At 67.4% G+C, this 19,364-nt stretch carries 19 protein-coding genes; 4 read left to right on the top strand and 15 right to left on the bottom strand.

From position 1 onward, the window contains the following. Positions 1–155: 155 nt before the first annotated feature. Entirely contained in the window at positions 156–1,088 is a 933-nt protein-coding gene (locus C7H84_RS07485) for a LysR family transcriptional regulator (RefSeq protein ID WP_121858201.1), read from the top strand. A gap of 136 nt (positions 1,089–1,224) precedes the next feature. On the opposite strand, the gene C7H84_RS07480 is transcribed toward C7H84_RS07485, so the two are convergent. From C7H84_RS07480 to C7H84_RS07460, 5 genes are all read right to left on the bottom strand, one after another. Continuing rightward, a complete protein-coding gene (locus C7H84_RS07480) occupies positions 1,225–1,551 on the bottom strand; it encodes an antibiotic biosynthesis monooxygenase (protein WP_121858200.1) in 327 nt (108 codons plus the stop codon). 65 nt (positions 1,552–1,616) lie between these two features. Further along, complete coding sequence (locus C7H84_RS07475) at positions 1,617–2,603, bottom strand: YkgJ family cysteine cluster protein (RefSeq protein ID WP_121858199.1); 987 nt, start codon at positions 2,601–2,603, stop codon at positions 1,617–1,619. After that, positions 2,597–3,409: a MetQ/NlpA family lipoprotein gene (locus C7H84_RS07470; protein WP_121858198.1), complete on the bottom strand. Its 813-nt coding sequence runs from the start codon at positions 3,407–3,409 to the stop codon at positions 2,597–2,599. The genes C7H84_RS07475 and C7H84_RS07470 overlap by 7 nt, the downstream gene beginning before the upstream one ends. Continuing rightward, entirely contained in the window at positions 3,406–4,455 is a 1,050-nt protein-coding gene (locus C7H84_RS07465) for a formylglycine-generating enzyme family protein (RefSeq protein ID WP_121858197.1), read from the bottom strand. Before C7H84_RS07465 ends, C7H84_RS07470 begins: the two co-directional genes overlap by 4 nt. A 10-nt stretch (positions 4,456–4,465) precedes the next feature. Then, positions 4,466–6,415 (bottom strand): arylsulfatase, encoded by a 1,950-nt coding sequence (locus C7H84_RS07460; protein WP_121858196.1) that lies wholly within the window; start codon positions 6,413–6,415, stop codon positions 4,466–4,468. A gap of 307 nt (positions 6,416–6,722) precedes the next feature. On the opposite strand from C7H84_RS07460, the gene C7H84_RS07455 reads away from it, so the two are divergent. The 3 genes from C7H84_RS07455 to C7H84_RS07445 all read left to right on the top strand — a co-directional run bounded on the left by C7H84_RS07455 (position 6,723) and on the right by C7H84_RS07445 (position 9,501). Then, positions 6,723–7,013 (top strand): co-chaperone GroES, encoded by a 291-nt coding sequence (locus C7H84_RS07455; RefSeq protein ID WP_006760092.1) that lies wholly within the window; start codon positions 6,723–6,725, stop codon positions 7,011–7,013. Positions 7,014–7,025: 12 nt separating this feature from the next. Next, on the top strand, positions 7,026–8,666 hold the full coding sequence (groL, locus tag C7H84_RS07450) for a chaperonin GroEL (RefSeq protein ID WP_121858195.1): 1,641 nt from the start codon (positions 7,026–7,028) through the stop codon (positions 8,664–8,666). Positions 8,667–8,886: 220 nt separating this feature from the next. Then, positions 8,887–9,501 carry a LysE family transporter gene (locus tag C7H84_RS07445; protein WP_121858194.1) on the top strand — a complete coding sequence of 205 codons (615 nt, stop codon included), beginning with the start codon at positions 8,887–8,889 and terminating at the stop codon, positions 9,499–9,501. Positions 9,502–9,603: 102 nt separating this feature from the next. Here C7H84_RS07445 and C7H84_RS07440 read toward each other — a convergent pair whose 3' ends face one another. The 10 genes from C7H84_RS07440 to C7H84_RS07395 form a co-directional block, all read right to left on the bottom strand. Then, positions 9,604–11,616: a family 2A encapsulin nanocompartment cargo protein cysteine desulfurase gene (locus tag C7H84_RS07440; RefSeq protein WP_121858193.1), complete on the bottom strand. Its 2,013-nt coding sequence runs from the start codon at positions 11,614–11,616 to the stop codon at positions 9,604–9,606. Further along, a complete protein-coding gene (locus C7H84_RS07435) occupies positions 11,591–12,523 on the bottom strand; it encodes a family 2A encapsulin nanocompartment shell protein (RefSeq protein ID WP_121858192.1) in 933 nt (310 codons plus the stop codon). Before C7H84_RS07435 ends, C7H84_RS07440 begins: the two co-directional genes overlap by 26 nt. Positions 12,524–12,658: 135 nt before the next feature. Continuing rightward, on the bottom strand, positions 12,659–12,880 hold the full coding sequence (locus C7H84_RS07430; RefSeq protein WP_121858191.1) for a helix-turn-helix transcriptional regulator: 222 nt from the start codon (positions 12,878–12,880) through the stop codon (positions 12,659–12,661). Then, entirely contained in the window at positions 12,877–13,854 is a 978-nt protein-coding gene (gene epsC, locus C7H84_RS07425) for a serine O-acetyltransferase EpsC (RefSeq protein WP_121858190.1), read from the bottom strand. Before epsC ends, C7H84_RS07430 begins: the two co-directional genes overlap by 4 nt. Before the next feature lie 28 nt (positions 13,855–13,882). Continuing rightward, a complete protein-coding gene (locus tag C7H84_RS07420; protein ID WP_121858189.1) occupies positions 13,883–14,353 on the bottom strand; it encodes a rhodanese-like domain-containing protein in 471 nt (156 codons plus the stop codon). Between the two features lie 425 nt (positions 14,354–14,778). Next, positions 14,779–16,182, bottom strand: a complete 1,404-nt coding sequence (locus tag C7H84_RS07415) for an amidase family protein (protein WP_121858188.1) — start codon at positions 16,180–16,182, stop codon at positions 14,779–14,781. A 55-nt stretch (positions 16,183–16,237) separates the two neighbouring features. Next, a complete protein-coding gene (locus tag C7H84_RS07410; RefSeq protein WP_121858187.1) occupies positions 16,238–17,029 on the bottom strand; it encodes an alpha/beta hydrolase in 792 nt (263 codons plus the stop codon). Positions 17,030–17,111: 82 nt separating this feature from the next. Next, positions 17,112–17,477: a DUF4148 domain-containing protein gene (locus tag C7H84_RS07405; protein WP_121858186.1), complete on the bottom strand. Its 366-nt coding sequence runs from the start codon at positions 17,475–17,477 to the stop codon at positions 17,112–17,114. 283 nt (positions 17,478–17,760) lie between these two features. Further along, positions 17,761–18,300 (bottom strand): cytochrome P460 family protein, encoded by a 540-nt coding sequence (locus C7H84_RS07400; protein WP_121858185.1) that lies wholly within the window; start codon positions 18,298–18,300, stop codon positions 17,761–17,763. Next, a complete protein-coding gene (locus C7H84_RS07395) occupies positions 18,300–19,343 on the bottom strand; it encodes an alpha/beta hydrolase (protein ID WP_121858184.1) in 1,044 nt (347 codons plus the stop codon). The genes C7H84_RS07400 and C7H84_RS07395 overlap by 1 nt, the downstream gene beginning before the upstream one ends. Between the last annotated feature and the right edge of the window lie 21 nt (positions 19,344–19,364).

Genomic DNA, 19,364 nt, shown 5'->3' with positions numbered 1-19,364 from the left:
CGGATACGGCGAAGAATAGAAAAGAAAAAATTTTGTCGCCAACGAGTTTTTTTGCGCCCGCTGTATAGAATTCCTTAACGGATCTCCGGGTTTTCCCCGGTCCCGTTCATTTTTCTTCACGGGCAAGCTGCGCGTCCACCGTCCGCCCGATCGCCATGAACACGCGTTTTCTCGAAACCTTCGTCACGCTCGCGAAGCTGCGCAACTTCCGCACCACGGCCACCGCGCTGCACGCGACGCCGGCCGCGATCTCGCAGCGCCTGAAGGCACTCGAGGACGAACTGCACACCGTGCTCGTCGATCGCGACAGCCGCGAGTTCCGGCTCACGCCGAACGGCGAATACCTGCTCGGCTATGCGAAGGCCGTCGTCGAGGCGACGCACGAGCTGCAGGCCGCCGCGGCCGGCGAAAGCGCGCTGCGCGGCAAGCTGCGGCTCGGCGTGATCGAGACGGTCGTGCACAGCTGGCTGCCGCATTACCTGCGCCGCCTCGCCGCCGACTATCCGCAACTGGAGATCGACCTGACCGTCGACGTCAGCGTCGTGCTGCAGCGCCGGCTGATGGCCGGCGAGCTCGATCTGATCATTCGGGTGGAAGGCAGCGACGAGGCGTCGGTCGTCTGCGACGCGCTCGCGAACTATCCGGTGCGCTGGATCGCGCGCGCGGGGCTGCTGCCGAACACGCGCACGGGCCTCGCGCGGCAGGTGCTGCGCCAGCCGATCCTGACCTACGGACGCGGCACCGCACCGCATCGCGCGCTCGAGGATATTGTTCGCACGCTAGCGCATGCGCATGGCGTGCCGTTGTCGGAGACGCGGATTACCGGTTCACCGTCGATCTCGGTGATCGTGCAGCTGGTGCGCGACGGCTTCGGCGTGGCCGCGATTCCGGTGCTGTTCGTGGATGCGCTGATCGAGAGCGGCGAGGTCGTCGAGCTGCCGCTGCAGCCGTCGCCGCCGTCGATCGTCGTGTCGATGTCGCGGCGCGCCGATGCGCCGAAGTTCGTGCACGGCGCGTCGATCGCCGCGCGGGCGGCGTGTCACGAGTATTGCGAGAAGAGCAACCGGTTGCTGGTCGAGGCGCTTTGACGCGGGGTGAGGATAGCGAGCGGCAGTTCGCCGCGGCGTTCGCGCATCCGGCCGCTCGCGTCGGAGTCGGCGAGCAGCGCGAGCCCGAACGGTTTGCGCAAGGCCGAATGTCGGAGGCTCCGATGCGGCAATCCGCTCACGCCGACTGCCCCGCATGCGGCTGCGCAAGCTTGCCGTCGCCATACTCGCGCAACACCTGCGAGATCACCACGCGATAGCCGTCGAGCCAGCGCGCCTGCTTCACCTTCGCTTCCCGATGCGCGGGATGCTGGATCAGCTGCTGCAAAGCCGCCTCGGATTCCCAGTAGTAGACGTTCTGGATCAGCCCCGCGTCCGCGTTCTCCCAGGTCTCCTCACCGAGATAACCGGGCGTCGCGCGCGCCATGTCGGCGATCTGCCGGTCGAGCCGATGGAATTCGTCGTCGTACTGCCCGGCGCGAAAAATGAAGGTCGATGCGTACATGCGCGCTCCGTCGGAGACGATGGAAGGAGCGCCAAGTGTAAGGCACGCTGCGCGTGCCTTCGGTGTCACGCGATGGGCTGGACGGAAACGTGCCGATCGTCGAGCCACGCGTCGATGCGTAGGGCGTCGGCGCGCGTGTTCGGCGTGGCCACCGGTATGGCGGCGAGTGCGTGACGTGCGCGTTCGAGCGCCTCTGCAAAGCCGCGCAGTTCGCGTGTGGCCGGCCGGTCGTCGAGACGCCTGCGCGCGAGTGCCGCTTCGACATACGCATCGATCAACGTGCGCTGCGCGTCGATGAAGTCGATGCACAACGCGCGACAATGCGGGGAAACCGATGCGACGGCGAGCAGCACCGGCACGATCGACATCGTCAGGTAATCGCCGGGCGCAAGCCGCGACAGCGCCGCGCGTACCTGCGGTCCGCCGTCGATCAGCGATGTGAACACCGCATCACGCCACACCGCGCGCTCGAAAGAAAGCGCGTTGCGAAACGTGTCGAGCGCCGCGCGATCCGCAATCTGGCCTGCCTTCATCAGCGGGATCGTCAGCGACGCATCGACCGAAGCCGTTTCGAGTTCCGAATCGACGATGCAGTTCGAATCGAGCCACACCGTATCTTCGCGCCGCCCGGCGAGCACGCGCGACTGCAAGCGGTCCGGCAGCATCGGATCGAGCGGCACCGCACTGCAGATCGAAGGCTTGTCCACATGCACGCTGCAGCGGCCGTCGTCGGCCAGCGCCGGGCATCGGCCGAGCGACGGATAGTCGTAGCCTTGCAGCGTTAGTGCGATCCAATCGTCGCCCGCGCCGCTTGCACGATGGAACAACGTGCTCGCAAGCGCCTCCGTCGCGGCGACGTCGTCCGCGTCGAGCACGTACTCGTTGCGCCCGATGCGCGATCGTTCGCCGATCCGCCGCTTCGGCACGCGCCGAATCGTCAACGCCCCGACGAACCGATGACGATGCCGGAACAGCTCGCGCAACGACAACGTCGGCGCGCTGTTGCAGCAGCGTCCGCACGCATTGCAGGCGAGGCGGTAGTCGTCTACCACGGCCGCCGCACCGAATCCTGATAACGCGTGAGGATGAAATGCGCGACGTCGTCCGAGTGATACGCACCGACGAGTTGCGCGACCCACGGCTTCGTGCGATCGGCGTCGCGCACGGTCAGCACGTTCGCGTAAGGCGAACGCGCGTCCTCGAGATTGATGCTGTCGCGCGCCGGTTGCAGTCCCGCGCGTGCCGCATCGTCACTGTCGATCGCGACGAATGCGGCCGAGTCGAGCGCCGCATGCAGCCGATCGCGGCGCAGTGCGACGAATTTCAGCGCGAGCCGGTTGCCGGTCACGTCGCGCAGCGTCGCGTGCAGGCCAGCCTTTTCGCGCAGCGTCACCAGCGTGTCGTTCTGCAACAGCACGAGTGCACGCGCCATCCCGCGCGGGTCGGCGGGAATCGCGACCGTCGCGCCGGGCTGCAGTTCGTTCAAGCTCTTCAGCTTGCGCGAATAGAGCGCCATCGGCAGCGTGACGGTCGGGGCGACGGCGGTCAATGCGTAGCCTTTCGCCGCGCGTGTGGCAGCGAGGCGCTGTGCGTCCTCGAAACTCGCGGCGTCGATCCTGCCATCCGCGAGTGCGGTATCGATGCGCGATGCATCGTCGAATTCGATGACGTCGATACCGACTCCGCGCGCGGCGGCGACGCGCTTCACCTCGTCGAGAATGTCCGCATGCACGCCGCGCGTCACTCCGACGCGTATCGTCGGCGTCACCGCTTCCGCGGCAACGGCCGAACCCGAATGGGCGAAGCCGCACGCAACGACCAGCGACGCGGCAACGCAATGCATCATCATCCGCTTCATGACGCATCCCTCAGAATCGTGCGAAACCCGATATGCGACGCGCCGAGATCGGCTTCCTGCTGTTCGCGCGACGATGCACGGTAGCGCACGCAGTAATCTCGCGAGCACAGGAACGAGCCGCCCTTGATCACCATCGGCGTATCGTGCCGGCGCGTCGGCGGTGCGACGGCGGCAGTGTCGCCATTCGTGTGCGACTGATGCGGGCCCGTGTACGCGTCCTTCGTCCATTCCCATGCGTTGCCGATCATGTCGTACAACTGAAAGCCGTTCGCCGCGTAGCAGCCGACCGGCGCGAGGCCCGCATGACCATCCTCCGCGGTATCGAGCACCGGAAACGCGCCCTGCCAGTAGTTCGCGGCCGGCTTGCCCTGCGCGTCGCGCGGCGCCGCATCGAGCGACGCGTCGTCGCGGCCGGCCTTGCCCGCGTATTCCCATTCGGCCTCGGTCGGCAGATCGCGGCCGAGCCAGTGCGCATACGCGAGCGCGTCGCGCTGCGTGACGAGCGTCACCGGCAGGTTGCCGAGCCCGGCGACATTGCTGCCGGGGCCGCGCGGCTGCCGCCACGATGCGCCCTTCACCCACGTCCACCACGCAAGGTCGCGCGCATTCAGCTCGTCGCGCGTCGGCACATGAAACACCGCCGCGCCGCCCTGCTGCTCGGCTTCGGTCACGTAGCCGGTCGCGTTCACGAATGCCGCGAACTGCGCGATCGTCACGTCGGTCTGGTCGATCCAGAACCCGCCGACGCGCGTCTTGCCGTCGCCGACCGGACGCTCGTCCGCATAGCCGCGCGTGCTGCCGAACACAAACGCGCCGCCGCTCAGATGCACCATGCCGGCCTTCGGGTCGTCGCGCCACTTCGCGGGCAGCCCCGAATAGCGCTCGCACTGCCGCTCCGAACCGAGCGGCACGAGCGCGCGGCCGCGATTCGCGTCATCGAAGCCGCGCGCCGGCGACGCCGACGGGCTCGCATAACCGGCGGCGAACGCAGCAGCGAACAGCATGGCCGCGAGCGCGGCGCCGAGCGTCAGAAAGCGCAACCGCATCGTGCCGACCTCAGTAGTAGCCGCGCGGGCGCAGCGGCTCGACGCCGCCGACGTTGCTCATGTAGCTCTTCCATTGGTCGACCAGCGTGCTGATCACCGACGGATTCTGCGCGGACACGTCGGTCGTCTCGCCGCGGTCCGCCGCGAGGTCGTACAGCTGCCAGTGACCGTCGAGCGGCCCGAGCGGCGGCTCCGTCCACAACGCCTTCCAGCGGCCGTCGGCGCTGCGCAGGTACGCGCGGCCGTAGGCTTCGTCGCCGAACGGCGTCGTGTGCACTTCACCCGTCGCCGAGCCGGTCAGCGCCGGCAGCAGCGACTGGCCCGTCACCGGATACACGTAGCGGTTGTTGTAGACGACCTTGCCCTTGTTCTGGTCGACGCCCGTCAGCGTGTTCACGAGCGGCGGCGCCGGCTGCGACGGCGGCGTGACGCCCGCGATCGCGAGGAAGGTCGCCGTGTTGTCGGTCACATGCGTGAACGCGCGCAGCGTCGGCAACTGCTGCGTCTGGCCCGGCAGGCGCACGATCGTCGGCGTCGACACGCCGCCTTCGGCCGAATAACCCTTCGTGAGCCGGAACGGCGTCGCGCTCACTTCGGCCCAGCGCAGCCCGTATTGCAGCCGCTGCGCGTTCTGCTTGCCGTTGTCGGTGCCCAGCGCCGAATAGGTCGGCTCCTGCCCGTTCGCGGTGTCGGTCGCCGTCGGGTCCGCGCCCGAGTCGATCGGCCAGCCTTCCGCGCCGTTGTCCGACTGGAACATGATGAAGGTGTTGTCGTATTCGCCGATGTCCTTCAGGTGCTGGATCAGCAGGCCGATGTTGTAGTCGAGGTTCTCGACCATCCCCGCGTAGATCTCCATGTAGCGTGCCTGCGCACGGCGCTCCGCCGGGCTCAGGCTCGCCCACAGCTTGTCGACCTTGCCGGTGCCGTAATCGCTGTAGCCATCGACGGCCGAATGCACGGCGCTGATGTACTTCGCGTTCGCGGTGCCGTTGTTCGCCGTCGCGGGCGACGCCGACGTCGTTTCCGGCAGGCCGTCGAACGGCTTGAAGTCGGCCGGAATCAGGCCGAGCGCCTTCTGCCGCGCGATGCGTGCGTCGCGGATCGCGTCGTAGCCGGCGTCGTATACGCCTGCGTACTTGTGCAGCCACGGGTCCGGCACCTGCAGCGGCCAGTGCGGCGACGTGTACGCCGCGTACGCGAAGAACGGCTTGCCGTCCTGCTTGTTCGCATCGATGTACGAGATCAGCTTCTGCGTATAGAAGTTCGTCGAATAGAACACCGCCGGGCTACCGCCCGTGCCGCCCGGTTGCCCCGGCTGGCCAGGCTGCACGTAGCTGCCGTCTTCCGTGTAGTTCGACGAACCGGCCGGCTCGTGCGCGAAGTGGTTCGTCGCCGCGCCGCCGAGCAGCACGTAGCTGCGCTCGAAGCCCCACTGGTCCGGCGTCTGTCCGCTGCCTGTCGCGCTGCCGACGATTCCCGAGCCGATGTGCCACTTGCCCGCGATGTACGTGTGATAGCCGGCGTCCTTCAACAGTTGTGCGAACGACAGCGCACGATCGTTCAGGTAGCCCTCGTAGCCGGGCAGCCCGCGTCGCTCGTCGGTCGGCACGCCCATCGTGCCTTCGCCGACGAGATGGTGATCGGTGCCGGAAATCAGCATCGCGCGCGTGATCGCGCAGACGGTGCCGGTGTGATGATTCGACAGGATGCGACCCGACGCGACGAGCGCATCGAGATTCGGCGTGTTGATCTCGCCGCCGAACGCATGGATGTCGGAGTAGCCGAGATCGTCGGCCATGATGTACAGGATGTTCGGGCGCTTGGCCGCGGGCGTTGCATTGGCCTGCGGCGGCGGATTGCTGTCGACGCCGCCGCACGATGCGAGCGACAGCGCGCCGGCGATCGAGGCGCAGACCGCACGGAAACGGAAGGCAAGCAAGGGCGAAGCGGACTTTTTCATTGTTGTGGATCGCTCGATCTACGGGATCGGCGATCTTAGCGTTGGCCGTGAGCGGGCCAAAGTCGGATTCGTCACATGCTAACGGGGCGGGGGAATATGTGACCTGCCCGTGTTTTACGACTCGTGCGGCGGTGGTTGCGCTGCGTCAGGTTGCATCGCGTATACGAAGCCGCTCATCCATAGCGCATTCACGCAAATGCTTTGCCGAATCCGTTATTGGATCGCACCGCCGCGCGTTTTTATACTCGTCAGCACTCTCTGATGAAGAGTGCCAGCCAACTTCGACGCAACATAACAGGACGAAAAGATGAGCCTACGCCCCTTGCACGACCGGGTCATCGTGAAGCGACTCGACCAGGAAACCACCACCGCCTCGGGCATCGTGATCCCCGACAGCGCCGCCGAAAAGCCCGACCAGGGCGAAGTGATCGCCGTCGGCCCCGGCCGCAAGGACACGGACGGCCAGCGCATCGTGCCCGACCTGCAGGTCGGCGAGCGCGTGCTGTTCGGCAAGTACGCGGGCCAGGCCGTCAAGGTGAACGGCAACGAATTCCTCGTGCTGCGCGAGGAAGACATCGTCGCGGTCGTCAATCAATAACGGAGTGCAATCATGGCAGCGAAAGAAATCATTTTCAGCGACGTCGCACGTGCGAAGCTGACCGAAGGCGTCAACATTCTCGCGAACGCGGTGAAGGTCACGCTCGGGCCGAAGGGCCGCAACGTCGTGCTCGAACGCAGCTTCGGCGCGCCCGTCGTCACGAAGGACGGCGTGTCGGTCGCGAAGGAAATCGAATTCGCGGACAAGCTTCAGAACATCGGCGCGCAGCTCGTGAAGGAAGTCGCATCGCGCACCAGCGACGCAGCCGGCGACGGCACGACCACGGCCACCGTGCTCGCCCAGGCGATCGTGCGTGAAGGCCAGAAATACGTCGCGGCCGGGCTCAACCCGCTCGACCTGAAGCGCGGGATCGACAAGGCCGTGGCCGCGGCCGTCGACGAGCTGAAGAAGATCAGCAAGCCGACCACCACCAGCAAGGAAATCGCGCAGGTCGCGACGATCTCGGCGAACGGCGAGGAATCGATCGGCCAGCGCATCGCGGAAGCGATCGACCGCGTCGGCAAGGAAGGCGTGATCACCGTCGAGGACGGCAAGTCGCTCGCCGACGAGCTCGACGTGGTCGAAGGGCTGCAGTTCGATCGCGGCTACCTGTCGCCGTATTTCATCAACAATCCCGACAAGCAGATCGCCGAGCTCGAGAACCCGTACATCCTGCTGCACGACAAGAAAGTCTCGAACATCCGCGACCTGCTGCCGGTGCTCGAGCAGGTGGCGAAATCGGGCCGGCCGCTGCTGATCATCGCGGAAGACGTCGAAGGCGAAGCTCTCGCGACGCTCGTCGTGAACAACATTCGCGGGATCCTGAAGACGGTCGCGGTCAAGGCGCCGGGCTTCGGCGATCGCCGCAAGGCGCTGCTCGAAGACATCGCGATCCTCACCGGCGGGCAAGTCGTCGCGGAAGAAACCGGCCTGACGCTCGAGAAGGCAACGCTGGCAGAACTGGGCCAGGCGAAGCGCATCGAGGTCGGCAAGGAAAACACGACCGTGATCGACGGCGCGGGCGACGCGAAGAACATCGAGGCGCGCGTGAAGCAGATTCGCGTGCAGATCGAGGAAGCGACGTCCGACTACGACCGTGAAAAGCTGCAGGAACGCGTGGCGAAGCTCGCCGGCGGTGTCGCGGTGATCAAGGTCGGCGGCGCGACCGAGATCGAGGTGAAGGAGAAGAAGGACCGCGTCGACGACGCGCTGCACGCGACGCGCGCAGCCGTCGAGGAAGGCATCGTGCCGGGCGGCGGCGTCGCGCTGATCCGCGTGCGGCAGGCGATCCGCGAGCTCAACGGCGCGAACGCCGACCAGCATGCAGGCATCAAGATCGTGCTGCGTGCGCTCGAGGAACCGCTGCGCCAGATCGTCACGAATGCGGGCGAGGAAGCGAGCGTGGTCGTCGCGAAGGTCGCGGAAGGCACGGGCAACTTCGACTACAACGCGCAGACCGGTGAATACGGCGACCTCGTCGAATCCGGCGTGCTCGATCCGACCAAGGTCACGCGCACCGCGCTGCAGAACGCGGCGTCGGTCGCCGGGCTGCTGCTGACGACCGATGCGACCGTGTTCGAAGCGCCGAAGGATGCGGCGCCGTCCGCGGCGCCGGGCGGCCCGGGTGCCGGCGGGCCGGGGTTCGATTTCTGACGGCCTGACGATCTGACGGTCTCGGATGACCTGACGATGTACCGCGGCGTGCCGGTTCGCCGGCATTCGCGGTAATGGCGCAGTGCTTGCGCAGCAAGGCAACGCGTGGCGACGAAAGTCGTCGCGCGTTTTTTTATGCGTTCGATTCGATCGCGCGCAGGCCCGGCCCGGCGTCCGGCGTAAGATGAAGGCCCATTCCGCTTCGCCGCACTCCACAACCATGTCGACCACCGTCAACACCTTGCTGCCGCTCGCCGGCGTCCTGCTGCTGAGCGTCGCCAGCCCGGGCCCGAACTTCGTGATCGTCACGTCGACCGCGGTCGCGCAGCGACGTGCCGGCGTGATGACCGGGCTCGGGCTCGCCGCCGCATCCGGCACCTGGGCCGCGATCGCGATCGCCGGCCTCAGCGTGCTCGTGACGCATGTCGCGTGGGTGCACACCGCGCTGCGGCTGGCAGGCGCCGCGTACCTGATCTGGCTTGGCCTGAAGATGGTGCTGACCGCGCGCAACCCGCTGCCGGTGTCCGCGCCCGCGGTGTCCGCCGGCTGGCACGCCGCGAAGAAGGGCTATGTCGCCAGCATGACGAACCCGAAGGCCGTCGCGTTCTATGGCAGTATCTTCGCGTTGATGGTCCCGGCCCATGCGCCGGCATGGTTCAATTTCACGGTCGTTGCGCTGTCGATCGCGATTTCGGGTGCGTGGTACTGCACGATGGCGCTGCTCGCATCGCACCCGTCGGTGCGGCGGCTGCTGATTCGCCGCAAGGCCGTGCTCGATACGACGGCCGGGCTGCTGCTGATGGGGCTCGGCGGACGGATGCTGGCGGGGCGTTGAGCGGCATCGCGTTCTTTCACGCTTTCATGCATCGACAAAAAAGGCCGCTTGCGACACGTCACCGACGACGCGCGCAAGCGGCCCTGTAGCCAACGGTGCGACTCAGCGCCGCGTCGCCAGCCGCTTCACCACACTCACCAGCGCATCGACTTCATCGCACGTGTTGTAGAACGCCAGCGACGGCCGCACCGTCGCCTCGAGCCCGAAGCGCCGCAGGATCGGTTGCGCGCAGTGATGCCCGGAGCGCACCGCGATGCCCTCTTCGTTCAACGCACGCCCGACTTCCTCGGTCTCGTAGCCCTTCAGCACGAACGACAGCACGCTCGCCTTGTCGCGCGCGGTGCCGACGAGCCGCACGCCCGGCACCGGCGCGAGCACGCTCGTTGCGTACGCAAGCAAATCGTGCTCGTAGCGCGCGATGTTCTCGATGCCGACCCGGCTCACGTAGTCGAGCGCCGCACCGAGCCCCACCGCGTCCGCGATGTTGCCGGTGCCGGCCTCGAAGCGGTTCGGCGGCGGCTGGAACACGGTGCGCTCGAACGTCACGTCCGCGATCATGTTGCCGCCACCCTGCCACGGCGGCATGTCGTCGAGGATCGCGCGCTTGCCGTACACGACGCCGATCCCGGTCGGCCCGTAGATCTTGTGCCCGGAGAACACGAAGAAATCCGCATCGAGCGCCTGCACGTCGACGCGCATGTGCGAGATCGACTGCGCGCCGTCGACGAGCGCCTTCGCGCCCGCGCGATGTGCAAGGTCGACGATCTCCTTCACCGGCACCACCGTGCCGAGCGCGTTCGACACCTGCGTGACGGACACGATCTTCGTGCGGTCGTTGAGCAGCTTCCGGTATTCGTCGAGCAGCACCTGCCCCGAGTCGTCGACCGGAATCACGCGCAGCTTCGCGCCCTTTTGCGCCGCGAGCTGCTGCCACGGCACGATGTTCGCGTGATGCTCGAGATGCGACACGACGATCTCGTCGCCTTCGCCGACGTTCTGCACGCCCCACGTCTTCGCGATCAGGTTGATCGCCTCGGTGGTGCCGCGCACGAACACGATCTCGTCCGATGACGATGCGCCGATGAAACGCCGCACGGTGTCGCGCGCGTTTTCGTACGCATCCGTCGCGCGGCCCGCCAGCGCATGCGCGGCCCGGTGGATGTTCGAGTTCTCGTGCGCATAGAAATACGCGAGGCGGTCGATCACGGCCTGCGGCTTGTGCGTCGTCGCCGCGTTGTCGAACCAGACGAGCTGCTTGCCGTTCACGCGCTCCTGCAGGATCGGGAAATCGCGGCGGATCGCGTTCACGTCGAACGGCGGGTGTGCACCGCGATGCAGGTTGCCCTGCGGCTCTGCCGCATGCGCATCGTCGATGAAATAGCGCGGCACGTCCGCACCCGATGCACGCGCCGCCGGCACGTCGCGACGCACGGCGAGCAGGTCGCGCAGCGCGTCGTCGCCCGGCAGCCCGAACGCTTCCGGCGACGCCAGGCCGTTCGACGGCACGACGATGTCCTGAGGCGTCGCATGCCAGCCCTGCAGCGAGCCGTCGGTGAAGTAGTACGGCGACGCGGTGGGCGCAGTTTTCACCGCGCCTTCCGACACCGCCGCATTCGCCTGCGGCACGCCAAGCGCCGCGCCGCCGACACGCGGCTCGAACGCGGGCGCGATCGACACTGCGTTGTCGGGCAATCCGTTCTGCGCGGCCGCATGCGGCGCGAGCGCCGGCACGCGATTGCCGAGCGACAGCACGTGCGTCGGCGCGGACGGTGCGAGATTCGCGCCCGGCGCCTTGCCTTGCGGCAAACCGAAGCCCGGCACGCCGGTGCCCGTGCCGCCCGGCCCCGCGAGCGGCGAGCCGGCCGGCGCGGGATTGCTCACCGACGCGAGGATCGGTGCGGCAGCCGGCAACGCCGACGGCACGCCGCCGACCGCGCCGCTGCCCGCCGACAACCCGGGCGCGGTCGCCTGCCCGGGCGGCGTCGCGAAGAACTCGGACGCGAGCCGCGCGAGAGTAGCCGGGTCCGGCAAACCGGCCGGCAGCGACGCGTGCGGCAGCGCGAGCGCGTCGCGGCCGGTCGAGCCGGGATTAACGGTAGGTGTCGGGATAGTCATGGTACTTGCCGATTTCGACGTCATCGAGGACAGCCAGCGCATCCGGCGAATGGACCGCGAGCGAGCAGTACAGCGAGATCAGGTACGACGCGATCGCCTGATCGTTGATCCCCATGAAGCGCACCGACAGGCCCGGCCCCTGCTCGCCCGCGACGCCCGGCTGATAGAGGCCGACCACGCCCTGGCGCTTGTCGCCGACGCGCAGCAGCAGGATCTTGGTCTTGCCGTCCGCGATGGGCACCTTGTCCGACGGGATCAGCGGAATGCCGCGCCACGTCAGGAACTGCGAGCCGAACAGGCTGACGGTCGGCGGCGGCACGCCGCGTCGCGTGCATTCGCGGCCGAACGCGGCGATCGCGAGCGGATGCGCGAGGAAGAACGCCGGTTCCTTCCACACCTTGGTCAGCAGTTCGTCGAGATCGTCCGGCGTGGGCGCGCCGGTCAGCGGGAAGATCCGCTGTTCGTCGGTCACGTTCGCGAGCAGCCCGTAGTCGGGGTTGTTGATCAGCTGGCTTTCCTGCAGCTCCTTGATCGTCTCGATCGTCAGGCGCAGCTGTTCCTTGATCTGGTCATGAGGACTGCTGTAGAGATCGGAGATCCGCGTATGCACGTCGAGCACCGTGCTCACCGCGTTCAGGAAATACTCGCGCGGTTGTTCTTCGTACGGCACGAAGGTGCGCGGCAGCACGCTTTCGTCCTCGAGCTGCGTGCACGCGGCGCGCACGGCTTCCGGGTTCTTCACCTGGTTCAGGCGATAGATGCCAGCCTCGACCGGCACCCACTGCAGCAGATGGGTCAGCCAGCGCGGCGTAATCGTGGAAAGCTGCGGGACGGTCTTGGTAGCGTTCGCTAGTTGGCGGGCGGCGTGATCGCTCAGCGCGGCCGTGCCGCTTGCAACGGTCGACATGTGTGTGGCTCCGGGTTCTTAAGATGAAAAACGGGATTGCTTATGACGCTGGGTGATTATCGGAAGCACGCACCTGCCGGCTCAACATGCTATAGCCGTCATAGGGCACCACCGAACGGGAAAAGCAGCGATGCGTCAGGCGACGGACACGCCGGGCAGGAGTGTCGAGATCGACACGTCGAACGCGCGCGCGATCTTGTCGGCGGTGACGATCGACGCGATCGCCTCGCCGCGCTCGATCTCGCCGACGTACGAGCGGTTCAGCCCCGCGTGTTCGGCGAGCTGTTCCTGCGACCACGTGCGCGCTTCGCGCAGCCGGCGCACGTTGGCGCCGAAGTGCTGGATCAGGTCGCTCATGTCGTCACCTGCGCGGCGGGTACCGGCTCGGCAGGCTCGACCGGCTGGGCCGGTTCGGTGCGCGCGCGCGGCGCGGTGTTCGCTTCGCTGCGCAGCACCGCCTGCGTGACGTTCGCGCCGGCCGGCACGTCCTGCGTGAGCCACACGTTGCCGCCGATCACCGCACCGCGGCCGATCGTCACGCGGCCGAGGATCGTTGCGCCCGCATAGATCACGACGTCGTCCTCGACGATCGGATGGCGTGCGAGCCCTTTCTCCAGATGGCCCGCCGAATCGCGCGGGAAGCGCTTCGCGCCGAGCGTGACGGCCTGGTACACGCGCACGCGCTCGCCGATGATCGCGGTTTCGCCGATCACGACGCCCGTGCCGTGGTCGATGAAGAAGCCGCCGCCGATGCGCGCGCCCGGATGAATGTCGATGCCGGTTTCCGCGTGCGCCTGCTCGGCGATGATCCGCGCGAGCAGCGGCAGCCCGAGCCGGTACAGCTCGTGTGCGAGCCGGTGGTGGATCATCGCGAGGATGCCGGGATAGCAGAGCAGCACTTCGTCGACGCTGCCCGCCGCCGGATCGCCATGGAACGCCGCCAGCACGTCGCTGTCGAGCAGCCGGCGAATGTCGGGCAAGCGTGTCGCGAAGGCCTGCACGGCGGTGGACGCCACTTCATCGATCTGCGCGTCGGCGTTGCGTTGGCGCGCCGCGTAGCGCAGCTCGAGCGTCACCTGTGCGAGCAGCGCGTTCAGCGCCGCGTCGAGCGCGTGGGCGACGTAGAAGTTCTCGCTCTCCTGCCGCAGGTCGGGCGGCCCGAGTCGCATCGGGAACAGCACGCCTTTCAGCGCGCCGACGATCTGTGCGAGTGCCTCGCGCGCCGGCAGGTCGCGCCCGCCCGGTTCGAGCGAGCGCCGCTGCTTCTCGCGCCATGCGCGGCGCTCGGCCTGGAGCGACTGGACGATGTTGTCGATTTCGAATGCGGCCATGCTGACTTCTCCCCGTAACGGCCGTGATTCAGTCCTGCGCCCACGGCAGGCCGCGATGGCGCCAGCCGTTGCGGCCGCCGCGATGCTGCTGTTCGTCGAGGTCGCCCTCGAACCCTTCGAGCACGTTGAATACTTGCGTGAAGCCGGCCTTGGCCGCCGCTTCGGCCGCCTGAGCAGAGCGGTTGCCGCTGCGGCAGAGCAGCAGCACCACCGCGTCCTTGCCGGTTTTCGCTTCCAGCTCGCGCACGAAGCGCGGGTTGCGCGTCAGGCTCGTGCCGGTTGCCCACGGCACGTGCAGCGACTCCGGCACGTGGCCGACGAATTTCCGTTCTTCCGCGGTGCGCACGTCGACCAGCAATGCGTCGCCGGCGGAAAACAATGCCCACGCCGCTTCGGGCGCGACGCCGCCCGCGTAGGGCGTGCCTGCTGCAACTGCCGCCGCGCGGGCGTCTTCGAGCGCCTGCTGGGCGGCCGTTCGTTCTTCCAATGCAAACGTCATCACGCTTCCTTGTTCTCGCAGATTCGTATGATCAAAACCCTGGGAATGCGGCCGGTGCAGCTTGCGTGCTGTCGCGTGCTGTCTATAGCCGTCAGCCCCACTATGCGAGCGCGGTCGGGGAAGCAGAACCAATAAAATTTCATTTCCTAATCAGCAGCGCGCGAAATGCAATAGCAGACGCGCGCTATCGGGGCGGGTTCGGGCGGGAGAGATGAGCGATGGCCGTTCGATGTCACGCATCGAAGGTTTTTGAAAGGAACAGCGGTAGTAACGTGCGGTGCAGTACACGCGGCGCTGCACGTTGTCAGGGAATCCGAAATGGAAACGCGCGGCGGGCGGAATGGCGCGCTGCGATGGAACGATGAGTCGAAGCACGACAATCGGCGGGCGCGGTGCATCGTCGACGCACCGTGCCCGTCGTCACGTCAAACTTCGGGATCGACCGCCGCAATCGGCGCACCGCGCGCCTCGATATCGCGCCCGGCGAGCAGACACAGATCCTCGCGATGATGTGCGGCGACCACCTGCACGCCAACCGGCACGTTACCGACGAGCCCCGTCGTCACCGCGAGCCCCGGCAATCCCATCGCCGGCAGTGCACGCAGCGTGAGCTGCGCTTCCCATACGCGCTCGAACCCTTCCGGCCCTTGCCGATCGATATCGTCGGGGAACGGCAGTTCCGACGACACGGGCAGCAACAGCACCGCATAGTCGTCGAGGAACAGCCGCCACTGCCGCGTCAGTGTCGTGCGCCGCACGAGCGCGCGGCTGATCACGTCGGCCGGCAGATCGCGCACCTTGCCGCGCACGGCGGCGATCACCGCGGCCGCGCCCGGATCGCCGTCGCTGGCGACCGCGTTCGCCAACGCATCGAATCCGTCGCCAAGCCAGAGCTGCTCCTGTAACAGCGCGGCCTCGCGCATCGGCGGCGTGTCGTCGATCTCGTCGACGAGCCAGCCCGCGTCGACGAGCCGGCGCGCGGCATCGCGCAACGCAGCCTCGACTTCGGGCACGACCTGCAGGCCGCCCGGACGCACGCACAATGCCGCGCGCTTCGGCACGTCACGACCTTCGAGCGGCACAGGCACGTACCACGGGTCGCGCGGATCCGGCTTGGCGAATGCGCGCAGCGCGAGCGCGAGATCGTCGATCGTGCGCGCGATCGGCCCCGTCGTCGACATCAGTTGCGCACCGATCGCACGCTCGGGCGACGATGCATTGAACGCCGGCACGCGTCCAAGAGACGGGCGGATGCCATGTACGCCGCACGCATAGGCCGGATAGCGCACCGAACCGCCGATGTCGGTGCCGACCGCGATCGCGCCGATCCCGGCGGCTACCGCGGCCGCCGCGCCGCCGCTCGATCCGCCTGGCGTCAGCGACCGATTGCGCGGATTGTACGTATGGCCGTGCACGAGATTCGACGTGAACCAGCGCAGCGCGAAGGTCGGCGAATTGGTGCGGCCGAGCAGGACCGCACCGGCCTTTCGCAGGTTCGAGACCGACGGACTGTCGGCGTTCGCGATCAGGTGCGCCTGCAGCCGCGTGCCGTTGGTCGTCGCGAATTCCGCGACATCGACGTTGATCTTGACGGTCACCGGCACCCCGGCAAGCGGGCCGGGATCGTCGCCGCGCGCGATCGCGCGATCGACTTCGTCGGCCTGCCGCCGCACGTCATCGGGGCGATGCTCGACCACCGCGTTGATCGCCGGGTTCACCGCGTCGAGGCGGGCGAGCGCGGCATCCGCCACTTCCCGCGCGGATACTTCGCGTTGCCGCACCCGCTTCGCGATTTCGGTCGCCGACAGTTGCCAGAGTTGCTGCGTCATGACTTCCCCTCGTGAAAGGACATCACAATCACCCACGGCGTCGCGCCGCATTCACTCACTGCGCATCCTGCTTCGCACGTTCCGCGGCCGCGATGATCGCATCGGCCACCGCCTTCGGCTGGCTCAGCATCGCGACGTGGCTGCCGTTCACGTGCGTGACCGTCGCGCCGATCCGCTTCGCCATCGCGTCCTGCAGCTTCGGATCGATCATCTTGTCCTGCGTCGCGACGACGAACGACGACGGCTTCGCATGCCACGCGGCCTGCGTCACCTTCTCCGAAATGCAGCCACCGTACCACGGCCCTTGCGTCGCCGCGACGATGCGCTGCTGCACGGGCGGCAGGTCCGGCGCGAAATCCTGCGCGATCGCCTTGTCCGACAGCGTCGTGAAGCCGCCTGCGTCCTTGCGCAGCTCGCCTGCCCAAGCCGGTGCCGGCAGCCCTTGCGTGACGTCGGCGATCGACTGGCCGTTGTCGGGCGCGAACGCGGCGACGTAGACGAGCGACTTCACCTTGTCGTCGTTGCCCGCGTCGCTGATCACGACGCCGGCCCACGAATGGCCGACCAGCACGACCGGCCCCTTCTGCTCGTCGATTGCACGCTTCGTCGCGGCCGTGTCGTCGGCGAGCGAGCTCAGCGGGTTCTGCACCGCGACCACGTGCAGGCCGCGCGCTTCGAGCAGCGGAATCACGCGATTCCAGCTCGACCCGTCGGCGAATGCGCCGTGCACGAGCACGACGTTCGTGCCCTTCAGGTCTTCCTTCGGCGCGGCCTGTGCCGCGACCGCACCGAACAGTCCGCCGAGTACCGCCGCGGACACCAGAAACCGTTTCGTCAAACCGGCCATCGTCATGCTCCTTGCTGTCGTGTCGTTCATGTGAGGTGCTTGTGAAGCGGCCGCGCCGGCGTGCGCCGCGCGCGGCTGTCGATCACGAATGTGCGTACAGGTCGTCGGCATCCGAGCGTGCCTGGCGGGCGTGCGCTGCAGCGTGCGTATCGGCCGTGACGTAGCGCGCGGCCGGCGCAGACGTGGCGGCCACGTTGTCGCCCTGCGACTTCGACGGGCCGTTCTGGTCCGAGCGCGCAAGCTGCTGCGCGGCGGCAATGGCGTTTTCTGCGGCGGCGACGTCGTCCGGGTAATGCGCTTCGCTGCCGCCCGGGTTGTAGCCGGCCTTCTCGAGCCGGATGAGGTCGGCGCGCACGTCGGCACGCGTGAGACCGTGGCCGGTATCGGCGAACGACAACGCGGGGATTGCGGCGAGTACGGCAACTGCGAGGATTCGAGCGGCTTTCATGACATTTCTCCTTGGCGGAAGTTGGGGTATCGATCGGTCGTCATCCGATGCGAACCTTGTGGCACCGAACGTTTGCTGCATGTCGACAGTAGAACCCCGCTCACGTATCCGGCATGTTTCCGAAACCGGAGGTTATGCAAGCCGATGTTTCCGCAACGGTTGCGGATACAGTGCGATACACACCCGCCACGTAACGCACCGCTCGCCGCGCATTCCCCACCATGAAAAAAGGCGCGCCTCGCGCGGCACGCCCTGGTTCGTCGACCCTGCCTCATCCATCAAATCAAGGCGCCAGCCGCGTGAACACGTAGTCGTGATTCTTCACGCGCGCCTCGTGACACGCGAAGCATGTCTGGTGCTGCCCGATATCGGCCGGCACGCCATTGATGAAGCGCCCGAAGCCCCAGCCGCCCGTCGACGCATAGCGACGCGAATCCTTCACCATCACCTGCACGGTCGTCGCCTGCCCGGGCACCGTCGCCGGCGCGAACTCGTCGGACTGCTTGCGCTTGTACGCGAGCTTCACGAGGATCGTGCCGTCCGGAAACGGCAGCGTCGATTGTTCGAGCGCGCGGATCGCGACGGGGTTGCCGAGCACCACGCGCAATTCATCGAGCGGCGCCGCCTCCTCGGCCGGCGCGACCATTTCCCACTTGCGGTAGCCGGGCGGGATCGTCACGCCGTAGATCGGCGACGCGGCCGGTTTCGGCTGCTCCGCCAACGCGGCCGGCCCGTTCGCCGCCAGCGCGCCGGCCAGCAGCACGCCCGCGACGAGCGCACGTCGTGCGCCGCGATGCACGGCGCCAGCAGTACGTGCCCGCATCACAGATGCTCCACTTGCAGGATCGCATCGGCGAACGCCTGCGGGGCTTCCTGCGGCAGGTTGTGACCGATGCCGCCGGTGATCGTCCGGTGCTGGTACTTGCCCGTGAACTTCTTTGCATATGCAGCCGGTTGCGGATGCGGCGCGCCGTTCGCGTCGCCTTCCATCGTAATGGTCGGCACGGTGATCGCCGGGCCGGCCGCGAGCCGCCGCTCGATGTCGTCGTATTGCGCTTCGCCCTTCGCGAGCCCGAGGCGCCAGCGATAGTTGTGGATCACGACGGCCACGTGGTCGGGGTTCTGGAACGACGCGGCAGTGCGCGCGAATGTTTCGTCGGAGAACTGCCACTTCGGCGAAGCAAGCTGCCAGATCAGCTTGTTGAACGCATCGCGATTCTCCGCGTAGCCGAGCGCGCCGCGCTCCGTCGTGAAGTAGAACTGATACCACCACTGCAATTCGGCCTGCGGCGGCAGCGGCTTGGCGTTCGCCGCCTGGCTGCCGATCAGGTAGCCGCTGACGGACACCAGCGCCTTCACGCGTTGCGGCCACAGCGCCGCGATGACGTCCGCCGTGCGCGCGCCCCAGTCGTAACCGCCGAACACCGCGCGGTCGATCTTCAGCGCATCCATCAGCGCGACGATGTCGACGGCCGTCACCGCCTGCTGGCCGTTGCGCACCGTGTCGGCCGAGCGGAACGTCGTCGATCCGTAGCCGCGCAGGTACGGCACGATCACGCGATAGCCGGCCGCCGTGAGCAGCGGCGCGACTTCCGCGTAGCTGTAGATGTCGTACGGCCAGCCGTGCAGCAAAAATACGACGGGGCCGTTCTTCGGGCCGAGATCCGCGTACCCGACGTTCAGCACGCCCGCGTCGATCTGGTGGATCGTGCCGAGCGACGCGGCGGCGGTCGCGCCCTTCGACGTCGAGGCAGCGGGCGCCGACTGCGCATTCGCAAGCGCGCTGAAGCCGAGGTCGGCTAGGCTCAGGCTCGCGAGTGTCGTACCCAGGATCAGGCGGCGGCGGGTGTTCACGGTATCAGGCATGACTCGTTCTCCATTGTCGAT

Origin of the sequence: Burkholderia sp. Nafp2/4-1b (assembly GCF_003635165.1) — a bacterium.
Classification (GTDB): domain Bacteria; phylum Pseudomonadota; class Gammaproteobacteria; order Burkholderiales; family Burkholderiaceae; genus Burkholderia.
The sequence above is the reverse complement of the archived record's forward strand: the minus strand, read 5'-3'. Positions and strand labels throughout refer to the sequence as shown.

What these genes read in the sequence shown, in the direction of transcription:
- C7H84_RS07485 (WP_121858201.1), top strand. Translation starts at nt 156, where the DNA reads ATGAACACGCGTTTTCTCGAAACCTTCGTCACGCTCGCGAAGCTGCGC.
- C7H84_RS07480 (WP_121858200.1), bottom strand. Translation starts at nt 1,551, where the DNA reads ATGTACGCATCGACCTTCATTTTTCGCGCCGGGCAGTACGACGACGAA.
- C7H84_RS07470 (WP_121858198.1), bottom strand. Translation starts at nt 3,409, where the DNA reads ATGAAGCGGATGATGATGCATTGCGTTGCCGCGTCGCTGGTCGTTGCG.
- C7H84_RS07465 (WP_121858197.1), bottom strand. Translation starts at nt 4,455, where the DNA reads ATGCGGTTGCGCTTTCTGACGCTCGGCGCCGCGCTCGCGGCCATGCTG.
- C7H84_RS07460 (WP_121858196.1), bottom strand. Translation starts at nt 6,415, where the DNA reads ATGAAAAAGTCCGCTTCGCCCTTGCTTGCCTTCCGTTTCCGTGCGGTC.
- C7H84_RS07455 (WP_006760092.1), top strand. Translation starts at nt 6,723, where the DNA reads ATGAGCCTACGCCCCTTGCACGACCGGGTCATCGTGAAGCGACTCGAC.
- groL (WP_121858195.1), top strand. Translation starts at nt 7,026, where the DNA reads ATGGCAGCGAAAGAAATCATTTTCAGCGACGTCGCACGTGCGAAGCTG.
- C7H84_RS07445 (WP_121858194.1), top strand. Translation starts at nt 8,887, where the DNA reads ATGTCGACCACCGTCAACACCTTGCTGCCGCTCGCCGGCGTCCTGCTG.
- C7H84_RS07440 (WP_121858193.1), bottom strand. Translation starts at nt 11,616, where the DNA reads ATGACTATCCCGACACCTACCGTTAATCCCGGCTCGACCGGCCGCGAC.
- C7H84_RS07435 (WP_121858192.1), bottom strand. Translation starts at nt 12,523, where the DNA reads ATGTCGACCGTTGCAAGCGGCACGGCCGCGCTGAGCGATCACGCCGCC.
- C7H84_RS07430 (WP_121858191.1), bottom strand. Translation starts at nt 12,880, where the DNA reads ATGAGCGACCTGATCCAGCACTTCGGCGCCAACGTGCGCCGGCTGCGC.
- epsC (WP_121858190.1), bottom strand. Translation starts at nt 13,854, where the DNA reads ATGGCCGCATTCGAAATCGACAACATCGTCCAGTCGCTCCAGGCCGAG.
- C7H84_RS07420 (WP_121858189.1), bottom strand. Translation starts at nt 14,353, where the DNA reads ATGACGTTTGCATTGGAAGAACGAACGGCCGCCCAGCAGGCGCTCGAA.
- C7H84_RS07415 (WP_121858188.1), bottom strand. Translation starts at nt 16,182, where the DNA reads ATGACGCAGCAACTCTGGCAACTGTCGGCGACCGAAATCGCGAAGCGG.
- C7H84_RS07410 (WP_121858187.1), bottom strand. Translation starts at nt 17,029, where the DNA reads ATGGCCGGTTTGACGAAACGGTTTCTGGTGTCCGCGGCGGTACTCGGC.
- C7H84_RS07405 (WP_121858186.1), bottom strand. Translation starts at nt 17,477, where the DNA reads ATGAAAGCCGCTCGAATCCTCGCAGTTGCCGTACTCGCCGCAATCCCC.
- C7H84_RS07400 (WP_121858185.1), bottom strand. Translation starts at nt 18,300, where the DNA reads ATGCGGGCACGTACTGCTGGCGCCGTGCATCGCGGCGCACGACGTGCG.
- C7H84_RS07395 (WP_121858184.1), bottom strand. Translation starts at nt 19,343, where the DNA reads ATGCCTGATACCGTGAACACCCGCCGCCGCCTGATCCTGGGTACGACA.